Source organism: Flavobacterium sp. WG21, from assembly GCF_000335775.1.
Classification (GTDB): domain Bacteria; phylum Bacteroidota; class Bacteroidia; order Flavobacteriales; family Flavobacteriaceae; genus Flavobacterium; species Flavobacterium tructae.
In genome coordinates, this window is the sequence record NZ_AMYW01000037.1 from 1 (window position 1) to 15,408 (window position 15,408).

At 36.3% G+C, this 15,408-nt stretch carries 10 protein-coding genes; 3 read left to right on the top strand and 7 right to left on the bottom strand.

What is annotated here, in order from left to right; translation table 11 throughout:
- Positions 1-288: 288 nt before the first annotated feature.
- Positions 289-1,755 (bottom strand): M28 family metallopeptidase, encoded by a 1,467-nt coding sequence (locus C245_RS0119755; RefSeq protein WP_017498348.1) that lies wholly within the window; start codon positions 1,753-1,755, stop codon positions 289-291.
- Positions 1,756-1,934: 179 nt separating this feature from the next.
- Here C245_RS0119755 and C245_RS0119760 point away from each other — a divergent pair, with 179 nt between their 5' ends.
- Positions 1,935-3,701 carry a DUF4153 domain-containing protein gene (locus C245_RS0119760; RefSeq protein ID WP_017498349.1) on the top strand — a complete coding sequence of 589 codons (1,767 nt, stop codon included), beginning with the start codon at positions 1,935-1,937 and terminating at the stop codon, positions 3,699-3,701.
- A gap of 62 nt (positions 3,702-3,763) precedes the next feature.
- Here C245_RS0119760 and C245_RS0119765 read toward each other — a convergent pair whose 3' ends face one another.
- The 3 genes from C245_RS0119765 to C245_RS0119775 all read right to left on the bottom strand — a co-directional run bounded on the left by C245_RS0119765 (position 3,764) and on the right by C245_RS0119775 (position 9,714).
- Positions 3,764-6,004, bottom strand: coding sequence for a hypothetical protein (locus tag C245_RS0119765; protein WP_026110178.1), 2,241 nt, complete (start codon positions 6,002-6,004; stop codon positions 3,764-3,766).
- 91 nt (positions 6,005-6,095) lie between these two features.
- On the bottom strand, positions 6,096-8,783 hold the full coding sequence (locus C245_RS0119770) for a carboxypeptidase-like regulatory domain-containing protein (RefSeq protein ID WP_051041453.1): 2,688 nt from the start codon (positions 8,781-8,783) through the stop codon (positions 6,096-6,098).
- A 31-nt stretch (positions 8,784-8,814) separates the two neighbouring features.
- Positions 8,815-9,714 (bottom strand): GLPGLI family protein, encoded by a 900-nt coding sequence (locus C245_RS0119775; protein WP_017498352.1) that lies wholly within the window; start codon positions 9,712-9,714, stop codon positions 8,815-8,817.
- Positions 9,715-9,937: 223 nt separating this feature from the next.
- Here C245_RS0119775 and C245_RS0119780 point away from each other — a divergent pair, with 223 nt between their 5' ends.
- Together C245_RS0119780 and C245_RS0119785 are read left to right on the top strand one after the other, a co-directional pair.
- A complete protein-coding gene (locus C245_RS0119780) occupies positions 9,938-10,756 on the top strand; it encodes a hypothetical protein (protein ID WP_017498353.1) in 819 nt (272 codons plus the stop codon).
- The gene (locus C245_RS0119785) at positions 10,756-11,370 is read left to right on the top strand and encodes a deoxynucleoside kinase (protein WP_017498354.1); all 615 of its coding nucleotides are present in this window, start codon (positions 10,756-10,758) and stop codon (positions 11,368-11,370) included. Before C245_RS0119780 ends, C245_RS0119785 begins: the two co-directional genes overlap by 1 nt.
- A gap of 108 nt (positions 11,371-11,478) precedes the next feature.
- Here C245_RS0119785 and C245_RS0119790 read toward each other — a convergent pair whose 3' ends face one another.
- The 3 genes from C245_RS0119790 to C245_RS0119800 form a co-directional block, all read right to left on the bottom strand.
- Positions 11,479-14,031 (bottom strand): sodium-translocating pyrophosphatase, encoded by a 2,553-nt coding sequence (locus C245_RS0119790; protein WP_017498355.1) that lies wholly within the window; start codon positions 14,029-14,031, stop codon positions 11,479-11,481.
- 122 nt (positions 14,032-14,153) lie between these two features.
- A complete protein-coding gene (locus C245_RS0119795; protein ID WP_017498356.1) occupies positions 14,154-14,684 on the bottom strand; it encodes an inorganic diphosphatase in 531 nt (176 codons plus the stop codon).
- Positions 14,685-14,794: 110 nt separating this feature from the next.
- A complete protein-coding gene (locus C245_RS0119800; RefSeq protein WP_017498357.1) occupies positions 14,795-15,394 on the bottom strand; it encodes a DNA-3-methyladenine glycosylase in 600 nt (199 codons plus the stop codon).
- Positions 15,395-15,408 lie beyond the last annotated feature (14 nt).

Sequence of the window (15,408 nt, forward strand, 5' to 3'; positions counted from 1 at the left end):
GTTTTTTATGTTTTAATAGCTGACAACCTGTATCATTCGACAAAATCAACATTTCATCTCAACACAGATGACGCAGATTTACTTCGTAAAAAACGCGGATAAAAACGGATTTAATATTTGAAAACTATCGAATTAGTTGATAATAAAAAAAGGCTTTCTGAAATTTCAGAAAGCCTTTTTTAAGTTCTTTTCTAGTTAAAAATCAAGAAAAAATCCGTTTTTATCCGCGTTTTCGCGATAGCGAATCTGCGTCATCCGCGTCTAAAATTCAACGCAAACCACTATTTCCTATCGTTCTAATTGTACGTTAGGTAATGTTTTCGGACGACCTGCATCATTCGATAAAATCCAGCCTGTACGATACATCCATTCGGTCATTTTGTGCAATTTTACAAAGTCAATGTTTTCAGACTCATCCATTGGTGTATGATATTGACTGTGCAAAACACTGGTATAAAAAACAGACGGAATTCCTCTTCTTGCATAAGGCAAATGGTCGGAACGGAAATAAAAATACTCCGGATGTTCCGGTCTGTCCCAAAGTTTATCCAGATCAAATTTAGGGCCTTCATCGTTTGCTTTTTTGGCAATTGCAACCAGGTCAGATGAGTTTTCATGAGGAGAACTGGAGCCCAAAAGCGCCGCCTGATTGACGTTGTTTCTTCCAATCATATCTCCGTTTAATACGGCAACAATATCTTTTTCAGGAACTGTAGTGTGCGAAGCATACCATCTTGAACCTAATAATCCTCTTTCTTCTGAACCATGAAACACAAATAAAGAAGTTCTTTTACCCGGTTGCTTTTTATAAGCTCTTGCAATGGCCAGCATAGCCACACAAGTACTGGCATTATCATCGGCTCCGTTGTAAATAGAGTCCTGTCCGTATTTTTGTCTTACCCCGTCGTGATCCTGATGTCCGCTAAAAAGAACATATTCGTTTTTCAGTTTAGGATCTGTTCCTTCAATTTTACCTACAACATTCACCGAAGGATATTTATAAGTTTCTGAAATCACTTCAGTTGATAAAAGATCTTTAGTGTTTTTTAGGTATTCTAACTGATCGTTGTGAACCCAAAAAACTGGCATTGTAGCACCAATTTTATCCCGAAAACCTTCAATTCCATAAATTCCTCTTGTCATTTGCGGTTCCACCTGAGACCAGCCCTGTTCTGCTAACTCATCAGCAACCATAATCAGAGCTGTTGCGCCCTTTTTTACCACAAGATCATAATATTTGTTTCGAACCAAACCCGGGTAACGTCTGTCGAATAACGAAATATCATCTGCTATTCCTTCTTTGGAAGCCAGTAATACAACTGCCTTTCCTTTGATATCGGCTTTTTCAATTGCTTCTTTTGTGGCTGCACCTAAATAAACCAATGGAGCATCTACTTTAATGTTGGTCGTTTCTGCTACCAGAACATCCTTCCACAGTTTATATTCTTTTTGACCAATTTTAAATTTTGTATTGGGTGTTACCTGATGCCTGTACAAATCAAAAAACTGAAAATAAGTTCCATCATCACCTGCCGGAGTCATTCCGGCTTCTTTAGCTTTATTGGCGAGCCACATCGATACTTTTAATTCATCTAAAGTTCCAGCTTCACGACCGTTAAAATGATCTCCTGCCATCTGGTACATATCGGTTTTTAAATCTTTATCTGTAATTGCTGAAACTAAAGGTTTCTTAACTGCCTGCGAAAAAACTACTCCTCCGTAAGCAATCAAAACGAGCATCATTTTATTTTTCATACGTTTAAATTTAGTATTCCAAACTTAGTGATTTAAAGAGAATAAAAAGCGGCTCAGGCTCTTAAACATTACCGAAATGCAAAATCGGCAAAATGGTAGTATTCTTTTTTTAGCATTACTATTTTTATTTGTTTATCTCTTACATTTTACCTTCCTTAGTACAAAATAACTGATAAAAAATGAGTAAACTCCCATCGTTACAGAACGTCCTGAACGCAACACTGAAAACCGTTATTCGGTTTCCTTTAGAAATACTAACCGCCATTCTAGGAACTGTCTTTGCTATAATTCTTAGCGAAGGAAATTACAACAGTCCCAACAAAGAATTCTATGAAAAAGCTTTAATGAGTTGCTCTTTGAGTCTCGTTTTATTTCTCTCTGTCAGTTTGTTTTTTTTGGCTTCGAAAAAAAGTAATCTCCTGCGTTTTGCCATTAGTATTGGCTTAGGAAGTCTTGTTTTTCTCTTTGTCAATACTTTTCACAAGTACACTACAGATGTCGAAATACAGCAGTTTATGGTTCTGAATATTGTATTTCATTTATTGGTTTCGTTTGCAGGGTTCCTGCCAAGAGCTTACAATCAGGATGAGTTTTGGGAATTCAACAAACAGCTTTTCCTGAGAATTTTAACGGCAGGTTTGTACAGTATTGTGCTTTATTCCGGTCTGGCATTGGCTATTTTAGCGATTGACAAGCTTTTTAATATTGACTTTTACGACCGCATTTACATGCATGTCTTTTTTGTGATTGCCGGGGTTTTTAATACCACTTTCTTTTTAAGCGGCGTTCCGGATACTAACAATAATCAGACGCCTCTGGTTCTGAATTACCCGAAAGGACTTAAAAACTTCACTCAATTTGTGTTGCTGCCCTTAATCAGTCTTTATTTGGTGATTTTAATCTGTTATGAAGCAAAAATTCTGCTGACACTTTCACTGCCCGTTGGCTGGGTTTCCTATCTCGTTTTAGTGTTTGCTATTTTCGGAATCCTGTCTTTTTTATTGGTTCACCCTATTGCTTCCGAAACGGGAAATCTTTGGATGCGAACTTTTAACCGATGGTTTTATTTTTTATTAATTCCATTATTAGTATTGCTTTTTTGGGCCATTTTATACCGAATCAATCTGTATGGTTTTACACATGAACGCTATTATGTACTGTTAATGTCGGTATGGTTATCCCTTGTTGTGGGATATTTTCTCATTCAAAAGCATCCTAAAATAAAGTTCATTCCGATAAGTTTATGTCTCGCAGGCTTGTTTTCTATAGCCGGACCACAAAGCGCCAATTCGATTTCGAAATACAGTCAGCTGGCCCGTTTTGAAAGTTATATGCAAAATAAAACCACTAAAAAACTGAGTTTTGACCAACAACAAGACCTTAGCAGTATTGTTTCTTTTTTAGAGCGCAATTATGGGGTTGAAATTATGGTTCCGTATGCCAAAACCAAGCTGGAAGCACTGCTTAAAAAAGAGAAAGATCCAAGCGATTATGAAATCATGGAAGCTTTAGGCTATGAATACCAGTCAGCATACGCCCGGGAAGAAAAAGTCAATGATTCGTTTTACTTTTATTACCAACAAAACGAGGTACTGAACATTCACGGATATGACTTTTCGGTTGACCTTTCCAGTGACAATCCTTATGAATGTCATGATTGTGTAAAAATTGAGAATAAAAGCTATTCTCTTACCTCTACGGTAGAAGATTACGGATTAAATTTAGAGATTAACAAGGAAAGCATTCCATTAAAAATTACTGATTTTATTAATGCAAGTCCTGATTTCAGACGAGATCACGATTATGATAAAAAAATAACTCAGGAGGTGCAAACTTCAAAATATAAAATTCTGATTACGTACCTCAGCGCCAATGGCAAAATTAAAGACAATAAAAAAACCGTAAATCGTTATATGATAAATGTACTTATACAAATTAAAAAATAAAAAAATACCCCCGACAGTTCCTGAAAACTGTCGGGGGTATTACTTTACGAAACACTTCTATTTTAATATGTTCCGTTTTGCATTTTTGTTAATGTCTCTCTGATTTCAGCTGCTGTCTGCTCTTCAACCTCACTGTTCAGATATTTAGCAGCCAAAATTTGCGTCTCAATTGCTTTGTTTTTTTGTCCGTCTTTATAATACAACTGCGCCAGGGTATCCAAATAATAAGGATTGTTCTTTGTAACGGCAAGGCTATACTCAGACCATCCTATTGCTGATTTTAAAAAATCGGTATTTCCTGGTTTTGATACTACTGTCCACGCTGCTGAATTACACAGGTTAGAATGGTATTCTTTAAACCAGTTCCAACCATTAAAACCATATTCAGAATCAGTTCCTAATGAACCAAACATCTGATCCAATCTTTCGATTACATTTCCTTTATCTCCCAGATTTGTATTAAAATAAGCATTGAATTCCTTCAAATAAGCTCCATTAGAGCCATCGTTTTCAGCTGTTTCTGCTAAATAAGCTAAATAATTCTGATAGGTCTCAAAGTTTCCTTTTCCGGCCGCAATTAGTTTTTTGTAGATCGAGATTGTTTTGTCTTGGTTACCTGCAGCGGAAGCTTCATTTGCCGTGATATTCTTGTTTTGCTGTAAAGCGCTCGAAATTTCCTGGTTTAGACTTCCTATACTGTGTTTCTCTCCTTCTTTTTCATTGTATACTAAACGCTCCGCATCAATAGCATCATAATGTTTGATTAAATAATCGATCGAAAGAAAATCAGTATCGTTTAAAACTTTATCTACTTTTGAAATTTGTCTCGAGAATCCCTGATTTTTGATTTCTTTCAAAATTGTCTCTACCAAATACAGATTAGGTTTTGTATCTTTTTGATGCAGTTCAATTAATTTTTTCCACGCTTGTGTTGCCTCTTTTATGTCCAGCTTGGTACTGGCATACTTAAAATCTCCCTCATTAGGCTCATTGGTTTGAGCATACGTTACATCATAACCCCCAAAATCATAAGACACTACTGATTTTCGGAATGCGGAAATTAAATCTCCATCCGTTGCCTTTTTATTTTTTAACGCTTTACCAAGTGAAGAGAAAGTATCCACGCTTCTTAATTCTCTCGCAAAATCCGAATAAACATCAAAAAGTGCTTCTTTTTCCGACAATGTAGATTTTGCACTTGCTAAAACGTCCCCATTCTCATTTAAGACAATCAAACTTTTATCATCTGTAATTTTAATTGACTTCAGCCATTTTTTATCATTGGCATTGGCCATATAAAAATTAAAAGAATCATTTTCTGCGTCATAAGCAGTAGCCATATGAACGCCCAAAAGGGATTCCTGTTTTTGAATAAAAGTATCAAAATCCTTTTTTGCAGAAGGGTTTTTAGTCTCAACTGCCACAACCAGGAATTTAGTTTTATCGGCTGCAGTTGCCGCAAGAGCACTTTTAAGATTGTCCTGAATTTTGAATTTAAAATCATAAATTTCGGGAACATATGCAGAATCAACAACTGCAGTAGCGGCAGAATCAACTGTCATTTCAAAATCTGCGTCCACCACAGGATCTTTCCCCGGATAAGTCCAGTTAGGAATGTTCAGACTCTCCATAGGGGTAACTTTTACTTCTTTGGCTTCCGGCTTCTGTTCTTTTTCATTTACAAAAGTTAGCGGGTTCTTTCCTCCCTTATCTGAAATTCGGAGTTGATTGCTCTTCTTATCCCAAAGACCGGAAATTTTTAAATCACCCTCAGTAAGCGAATTGTATTTAATGGTTACTTCGGCAACATCCTTTGGCAGAGCATACTTGTAAAGTTTGGTTTCGGTATCATAACCTTCTAAAGCTAAATATAAAAAATCACATCTATCAATATCAAATGCTGTATCTGCATCCTTCCATTCCGGATCTGTTTCAATCTTGATATCAGAAAGTTTTTTATACTGAATTGCTTCACTTCCTTTTTGTGTTCCTACATAAAAGGGATAAAAAGAAGGATCTACAAACTTTATTTTAATTTTTTTTGCCTTTTTATCCGTTATAAAGGAAAGATCAAAACCTTCTTCAACACTTTTATTTTGAGAGAATAGTAATGAATCTCCCTTTACACTGTAATCACCGAAATACAATATAAATTCGTACTTACCATTCTCTAATAAATTTAATTTGACTTTTTGCCCTCGGTTCGTCGAAAAATAAGTTCCTTTTTCAACAGTTTTTGTTTGAGAAAAAGAAGAAAAAACGAAACAAAAAAACATTAAGAAACTACATGTAAAATTGCGCATGTCTAAAATTTTGGTTGTTAATATCGCGCGCAAAGATACCGTATTGTAATTGAAATCGAGTACTAAAAATATAACATTTGTACTTAAAATACTATAAATTATATTTCATTGAAAAGATGATGTAACGAGGCTGTACCGTGTATTGTGAAACCCGGGTAGAGAACTGTGAGAAGCTGTCATCATTAAGATACTTTGTGTTTAAGAGGTTCGTCGCTGCGATTTTATACTCCCATTTGCTGTCCTTTTTTTGATAAATTAAGCTCGCACTCAAGAAATCATATTCGTTGTCCACTGTTTTGTCAGCGTTGTAATAATGGTAAAATTCATATTCCGAAACAAACGAGAAACTTTTCAGGAAGTAATAATCCAATCGGGCAAAAGGCTTATCGGTATAAAACGTTGAACCGCTGTATTTATTAATTAATGCATTGTATCCAAATTCAATGTTTGGAAAGTTTTTATAATTTGTTGAAGCTCTAACAGTATAACTTTGACTAAAACTCTCCGTTGTTGCCAGAATATTGTTCTGAATATTATTGAATTTTGACCAATTGAAAGTTGCATTGGCAGAAGCTTTATAATTTTTCAGGAAAGAACGTCCGTAATTCCCCATTCCGGTAAAAGTTTCATCGGCCAGGTTCGAGTTATAAGGCGATGAAGACTGGTTTATTCCTTCAAAATTTGCTTTTGTTTTGATCGCATCTACTTTTTTAGTGTAGGTTGCATTGGCAAAAATATTCTCGAAATTGAACATATTGTATTTGAAATAACGCAAAGAGTGTACCTGCGATGTTGCATTCTCCAAATAACGGTTTCCTCTGAACAAACTGCTGTAATCGGACAAAACGTAGCCCGAAGCCAACTGATTGATATCGGTGAAATCGTTAGATAACGAGAAATTATAGGTGAGCGTTTCTGATTTTTTAATTTGATACAAGGCAAAAAAATCAGGCAATACTTTCATAAAGTTTTGCGAATAATTGGTTCCTGATTGTGTGTTTTTCATGTTGTAAGTATGCACACTGACTCCAGGGGTCAATGTAAATTTACCTGCCAGGATTTTATAGTGAAATCCCACAAATGCATCATTAAAATTGTACTGTACCTGATTGTTATTCGTGGGATCATTCAGATCATTTTTAGTTCCATTGTCCAAAATCTGAAAAATATGAGAATTAAAATCCTGATACGAAAATGTATTTCCGAGCGTAATATTGATGTTGCTTTTTGGCGTGACCATATAATAGTAATCCAGTTTAGCATCGACTTTATTGGTTTTTACAAACCGCTCCTGGTTCAGATCGTTTCTGTTTTGTCCGGAAGTATAACCGGCCAGATCAAAGGGCTGCGTGCGTAAATTGGCATTGTAAAACGGATTTTCATCCTGATACAAATGCTGCATTTCGAAAGCAAAGATGTTTTTGTCGCTCTGAGTGTAATACAAACTCAAATCCTGATTTACCGAAGTTGGATCTTGTCTTTTATTGGTCAAAATAGTTTCCAAAGCCGAAATATTACTCACAACCGATTCACGCAGCAAATTACCATCTTCATTTTGTTTGGATAATTTGGTTAAGATATCGTAATCAAACTGGAATTTTTCGTTGGGTTTATAACTCGAACTGAGCTTAAAAAGTCCCAAATTATTTTTTTGATGCGTTAATTCGTCCCTTTTTTGTTCGTTTCCGGAATCTAAAATAGTTGTTTTCGATTTGGTTTCGAGATCAGTTTTCGAAGTAGATAATATCCCAAAACCGCTGATGTTCCACTTTTTTGTAATGGTATAAGCAAAGTTTGTTGCCCCAAATTTCGTTTCAATTTCTTTAGCGCGATTGTTTCTCAAAATCGAAATTCCCAAATCATTAGACGAAACATTAAAGTTGCTTCCTCCTTTTTTCATCATGTTTTTAAATCCTCCTGTGAACTTAAAATAATCCTGTGCCGTAAGTGGCAACTCCCCAATATTATTAAAATTGGTAATCAGATTAATGCTGTATTCCGGACTGTAATAAAACAATTTCGGGTTGATGATATAACGGCTGTCAAGTTCTGCAACGCCAATTCCGGCGGTCACATCGCCAAACCAAAAGTTCTTTTTACCTTCCTTAAGTTTGATATTCATCGCCACATTGTCCTGATCGTTTTCCAGACCTTTTAGTGCTTTGACTTCATTATAATTTCTCAGAACCTGAATTTTATCAATAGCATCCGCTGGAATATTTTTAACCCCAAGTTTCGTGTCCCCATCAAAAAAGTCTTTTCCTTCGACCATTAATTTACTGACTTTTTTGCCTTCGACTTCAATCTCTCCATCGGCATTTACCTCAACACCCGGCAATTTTTTCAATACATCTTCCAGCTTTTTTTCGGTTCCGGATTTAAAAGAATCGGCATTGTAAACGATCGTATCACCTTTAATCGACACCGGCATTTCACGAACAATCTCAACACCTTCTAATTCAATTCCGACATCGTCCATAACAATATTCTGTGCGATGTTAGCCGTTTGAGTTGAAATCGCAATTTCTTTTGATTTCATCCCGAGGTAACTTATTTTGATGGAATAGGAAGTGTTAGGCTTCAATGTCAGCTGAAACTTCCCTTTGTCATTGGTAATTCCGTACGAATCCATAGCTTTTGTAGCTGTGTTAACCGCCATCACATTGGCCATTTCCAATGGATTCTTTTTTCCGTCCTGAATAAAACCATCAAAACGTACGGTTTGGGCAACACAAAGAGACGTCATTAATAAAATAACGAAGACAAGTATATTTTTCATTGGAAAAAAACTAAAGGTGATGTGCTATAAATTAACGTCTTATCAATACAGGGCCGCCGCCAGGACCGCCTTCGCGACCACGGTTCATTTCTCTCAATTCTTCCATTTTCTTAATGACCGTTTCGTCATAGTCCTTCTGCGAAATCACTTTCCCTTTTTTGGAAGGTTTGATTTCAATTTTATCTTTTGCATTCAATACAATTTTAGAACATAGAATAGTAGTTCTTCCATCATTTACTTCAAGAATTAAACCCGGTAATCCCCAATAATTCTCAGGTCCCTGATTTACCGGAATCTCCGGCGAATACCAGGCAGTTATAATAATCTCTTTGGGCATTTCGAAATTATCTGCAAAATTGGTCTTCGTTTCTCCGGAAGCCTTCCCGCTATCGTCTTTTTTCTCTTCTTTGTTTTTAGGTCTGAGATTCCTAAAATCTGTTTTGCTGGCTTCTTTTACTGCTGTGGCTTTGTAGCAAGTGTACCCTCCAATTTGTTTCGTTTCAGATTCCATTTTCCAGTTTAGCTTCGGCAGGGAATCTATTACCAGAAATTCTTTACCCATAAATTCCTTATCTACCGTATAGGTTTTGGCTTTGACATCTTTGTAAAAAATTCCGCCGCCACCCATAAACGAATTTACCATCACGCGCATTCCTCCTCCTTGTTGCCCTGGAGTTTCGAGCTTTTCTTCTTCCTTATAAATAGAAGCCGATTTATCAAAATTCAGAACAAATGTTTTCTCGAGCATTTTCTTCATTCGTTCTTCCATGTTCTTTTGCATTTCGGGTGTAATTTCACGATTCGCACGTATTTCTCCCATTTTTGGAGCCTGTGTTTTCGATTCGTAAACGGCCATTCCCTGAAAATCTTTCTGAGCCTGCATCTGTGTGATTACAAGCATCAACGACATATAATAGAGTGCTTTTTTCATTGTGTTAGCTTTTAAAGTGAATTTGGTCTAATAAACTTATACTCAAATGTATTGTTTATTTTAAAATACAGAAAATTAAATAGATCAACTCCCTTAAGATATAGACAAAATCAATTATTTATCAGACCATTACAATTTCGAAAGTGGTAAAATCTAAATATCAGCGTTTTGCGCCATTTCTACTGTAGTTTTTTGTAATTTGGCTCTTAGAAACGTAAACATTATGAACAGAGCGACACATCCTTTTCTTTTATCCTTTCTTTTTGTGATCTGTTCTTTCCCTACTGTGTTTTCGCAAAGCCTAAAAATAAAAGCGGTCCAAGTCTCTCAGTTTGCTAATAAAGTTGACCAATTTTTAGGGTATGATTCGTTTGGATATTACTATCAAATTAAAAATAATGTCTTCTCCAAAATCAAAGAAAAAGAGGTTTTCGAATATAAAAATGTTTCTCTCGGAACGATCACGAAAGTCGATTTACAGAATCCGCTTAAAATAGTTTTGTTTTACGAAGACTTCAATACGGTGGTTTTACTCGACAATCAGCTGAATAAAATTACTGAAATTAATTTTTCTTTGAGCAACACCCCAATTATCGTTTCGGCAATTGGAATGTCAGCGCAAAATCAATTGTGGATTTACAATTCTTTAAATCAGCAAATTGGTCTTTTTGATTATCTGAATAATGAATATAAAACGGTTTCTACACCATTAACAGAACCTATAAAATATTACCTGACCGATTTCAATACTTTTTATTGGATTGACAAAAAAAACAATTGGTTCTCGTGTACCATTTTCGGAAAAATAAAGGCTTTGGGCAAAATCCCCGATTATGACGCTGTCGAAATTATGAACCATCATCAATATCTTTTCAGCAAGGCTAATTTGTTGTATTTTAAAGACATTACAAGTCCGGACTCCAATGCATTTTCTGAAATTGAGATTTTAGAAAAATCCTTCGACAAATTCTATTACAAAGACCAAATTTTATCTATTTTTACAGCTAAAGAAATCACAAATTATAAAATCGTAACACCGTAATGCACATAGCGATAGCAGGAAATATAGGAGCCGGAAAAACTACTTTAACTAAATTGTTGGCGAAACATTTTAAATGGGAGCCTCATTACGAAGATGTAGTTGACAATCCGTATTTAGATGATTTTTACCATCAAATGGAGCGTTGGTCGTTCAATCTTCAGATTTACTTTCTAAACAGTCGTTTCCGTCAGATATTACAAATTCGCGAAAGCGGAAAGAAAATTATTCAGGACAGAACCATTTATGAAGATGCTCATATTTTTGCTCCCAACCTATATTCTATGGGATTGATGACAAGTCGTGACTTCGAAAATTACACTTCTCTTTTTGAATTAATGGAGTCATTAGTAAAAGCTCCTGATTTGTTAATTTATCTGAGAAGTTCTATACCAAATCTGGTAGGACAGATTCACAAACGCGGACGTGATTACGAAAATTCTATTTCAATTGACTATTTAAGCCGTCTGAACGAAAGATACGAAGCATGGATTCAAACCTATACTAAAGGGAAATTATTGATTATTGATGTTGACAATATTAATTTTGTAGATAATCCGGAAGACTTAGGAAACATCATTAACAGAATTGATGCTGAATTAAACGGACTGTTCTAGATACACGAATTTCACAAATTTACACCAATGAAAATGCCTCTAAATGTTTAGAGGCATTTTTTGTTATTTTCCTAACAGGTTTTGAAAACCTGCCGACAAATTACTAAACTATTTCACAGCTTCAATTTTGGCTTTTACTTCGGCTTCTGTTCCTTCAAAAACTTCTGTAGTGGTTTTACCATTTTCGGTTTTGGTTACAGTTCCCACTGTGACCCCATTAACTGTAGACAGGTTTACTTCTACTCTTTTTTTACTGTATTTGGTAGTATCAAAACAATCTGTTTTTTGATGAACGTATTTTCCGTTAGCATCATAATGCGCCAGACATTTTGCTGTTTCTTCGGCAGAACATCCTTTTTCTTTGCACATTTTGGCACATTCTTCTTTAGTCATTTTCGAAAAATCTCCACATTTAGAATCTCCTCCAAGGTGGATTTCCATTTTTTTACAACAGGAACCTTTTTCCATCATTCCTGAAGACGAATGTCCTTCTCCTAAAATAGGTGCAATTACCAAACCAATCAAACAAGTTAGTTTAATCAGGATATTCATAGAAGGCCCTGAAGTATCTTTAAACGGATCTCCAACGGTATCTCCGGTTACTGCTGCTTTGTGTGCGTCAGAACCTTTATAAGTCATTTCACCGTTGATTAAAACTCCGGCTTCAAATGATTTTTTCGCATTGTCCCAGGCACCACCGGCATTATTTTGAAAAACTGCCCAAAGTACTCCGGAAACCGTTACTCCTGCCATATATCCTCCTAACATCTCAGCAATTAACTGATTGTTGTCTGCATAAACCAGTTTACCTAAAAGCACGATTGCAATTGGAAAACCAATCGTTAAAATCCCCGGCAGCATCATTTCGCGTAAAGCGGCTTTCGTTGAGATTTCAACGCATTTACCATATTCAGGTTTTCCGGTTCCTTCCATAATTCCCGGAATCTCTTTAAACTGTCGACGTACTTCATATACCATATCCATAGCTGCTTTTCCAACAGAATTCATCGCCAATGCTGAGAAAACAACAGGAATCATTCCCCCCACAAACAACATGGCTAAAACCGGTGCTTTAAAAATATTGATTCCGTCAATTCCGGTAAAAGTCACATAAGCTGCAAATAATGCCAAAGACGTTAAAGCCGCTGAGGCAATAGCAAATCCTTTTCCGGTTGCAGCAGTTGTATTTCCTACTGAATCTAAAATATCGGTTCTGGTTCGTACTTCTTTTGGTAATTCACTCATTTCGGCAATTCCTCCGGCATTATCTGAAATTGGCCCGAAAGCATCGATCGCCAATTGCATCGCTGTTGTAGCCATCATTGCAGAAGCCGCTAAAGCAACTCCGTAAAATCCTGCCAAAGCATAAGAAATCCAAATGGCTACTGCAAACAATAAAACGGTTGGAAAAGTCGAAATCATTCCGGTTGCCAAACCTGCAATTACATTTGTTCCGGCGCCTGTTGATGATTTTTGTACAATGGCTAAAACCGGTTTTGTACCTAATCCTGTATAATATTCCGTAACAGATGAAATTGCTCCACCCACTACTAAACCTACCAAAGTGGCATAGAAAACTCGCATAGAAGATATCTGCTGCGATCCTTCTCCGAAGAATTCCATTGTCATTACTTCCGGTAACATGTGCTGCACTAAAAAGAAACAGGCAATAGCTGTAAGAACAATAGAAACCCAGTTTCCTATATTTAATGCTTTTTGCACCTGCGCTTCTTTGGCATTATCATCTGTTATTTTTACCAGTGTAGTTCCTATAATCGAGAATAAAATTCCGAAACCGGCAATTGCCATTGGAAGCAAAATTGGTCCGATTCCGCCAAAAGCATCCTGAATATTGCCTCCCATGTCTTTAATCACGTAGTTTCCTAAAACCATTGCGGCCAGAACTGTCGCTACATACGAACCAAACAAATCGGCTCCCATACCGGCAACGTCTCCTACATTATCCCCAACATTATCAGCAATTGTAGCCGGATTACGAGGGTCATCTTCCGGAATTCCGGCTTCTACTTTACCTACTAAATCGGCACCAACATCGGCAGCTTTGGTGTAAATTCCACCACCTACTCTGGCAAATAAAGCAATAGATTCGGCACCAAGTGAAAACCCTGCCAGTGTTTCCAGAACAACCGTCATTGTTTCGGTATCTTTCCATACGCCTCCTGATAAAATATTAAAGAAGATAATAAAGAACCCTGTAAGTCCTAACACTGCCAAACCTGCAACACCAAGCCCCATTACGGTCCCTCCTCCAAACGAAACTTTCAAAGCCTGCGGTAAACTCGTACGGGCAGCCTGCGTGGTTCTAACATTCGTTTTTGTTGCTATTTTCATCCCGATATTACCGGCATAAGCTGAAAATAAGGCTCCAAATATAAAAGCAACTACTATTAATAAATGCGTTTTAACTCCCGGAATAAAAGTAATTCCGGCCAATGCAATACTGGCAATAATTACAAAAATGGTCAATAATTTATATTCTGCTTTTAAAAAGGCGAGGGCTCCCTCGTAAATGTGTTCTGAAATCTCTTTCATCTTTCCGTCGCCCGCATCTTGTTTTAAAACCCAAGCCCTTTTTATTCCCATGAAAAGTAATCCTAAAATTGCCATAACGATTGGCAAATAAATCATAAATGCATTCATAATCTAGTAATGGTTTTTTGGTTAATAGTTAAAAGTCAATAAACTAACTCAAACGAATTTAAACAAAAAAGCAATACTCCTGACGGTAGTATTGCTTTTTTTATAATTGGGCGGTTTATAAATTATTTAATGCTAAATAATCCTTCCGGTTTGTTTTCAATATCATCAAAACGTTTTGTACACTCTGCAATAATAGCATAAGCTTCGTTTACGTCTCCCCATCCTTCTACGTCTACTTTTTTGTTTTCAAGATCTTTGTATACCTGGAAGAAGTGCTCGATTTCTTTTACTAAGTGTCCGTTGATATCAGAAAGATCATTTAATGAATTCCAGATTGGGTCAGAAACTGGTACACAAATAATTTTTTCGTCTGGTCCTTTATCATCTGCCATGTGGAAAACACCAATTGGTTTTACTTCCATAACACATCCAGGGAAAGTTGGTTCGTTTACTAAAACCAATACATCAAGAGGGTCACCATCAAGAGCTAAAGTTTCCGGAATAAATCCGTAATCAGCCGGGTACATCATTGAAGAGAATAACATTCTGTCGAAACGCATTCTTTTAATTTCAAAATCGTACTCGTATTTATTTCTGCTTCCTCTTGGTATTTCGATCAACACATCGAAAGTTGTTAGTTTGTCTGCGGTCATTTTTGTTTTTTATTGTTTCTATAATTTCGACTGCAAAAGTAACTAAAGAATCCCTTTTTACAATAAAAAACTGCATTTATCTATGTACTTTTCTTTTAAAAAACAGGGAGTTAATACGTAATCTTTCTATTTCTTTTGTTTAGATAATAATGCCAAAGTAAATAGGTGGCATAAGACCGATACGGACTCCATTGTTCCGCGTGAATTTCCATTTCCTTTTTGTCGTGAATATCCAATAATTCTTTAATGGTGTTGACAACTGCAATATCTCCCAACGGAATCAAATCGGGTTCCTGAAGACAGAACATCAGATAAATATCAATCGTCCAGTTTCCAATTCCTTTCAGCTTAATAAGCTCTTCCCGAACTTCTTTTGCCGATTTTGTAGCCAGACTTTCGATGTCCAGTTCTTTACTCAAAACGGCTTCTGACAATATCTTAATGTATTTCGTCTTTTGACGGCTCACTCCCAAATTTCGAAACTCTTCATCCGATAACTCCACCATATTTTCAGGACTACAGGTCGTATAGGCTTTTATCTTTAAAAACGTTGCTTTCGCCGAATCTATCGAAACTTGCTGCTCTAAAATAAGCAATACCAAAGTCGCAAAACCTTGCGGGCGTTTTGGAATCGGCGGCAATCCGTATTTGTCTATAATATCCAGAAAAACAGGGTTTCTGGCAGATAGGAAATCAATGGCATCCTGCATAACTTTGTTTTAAG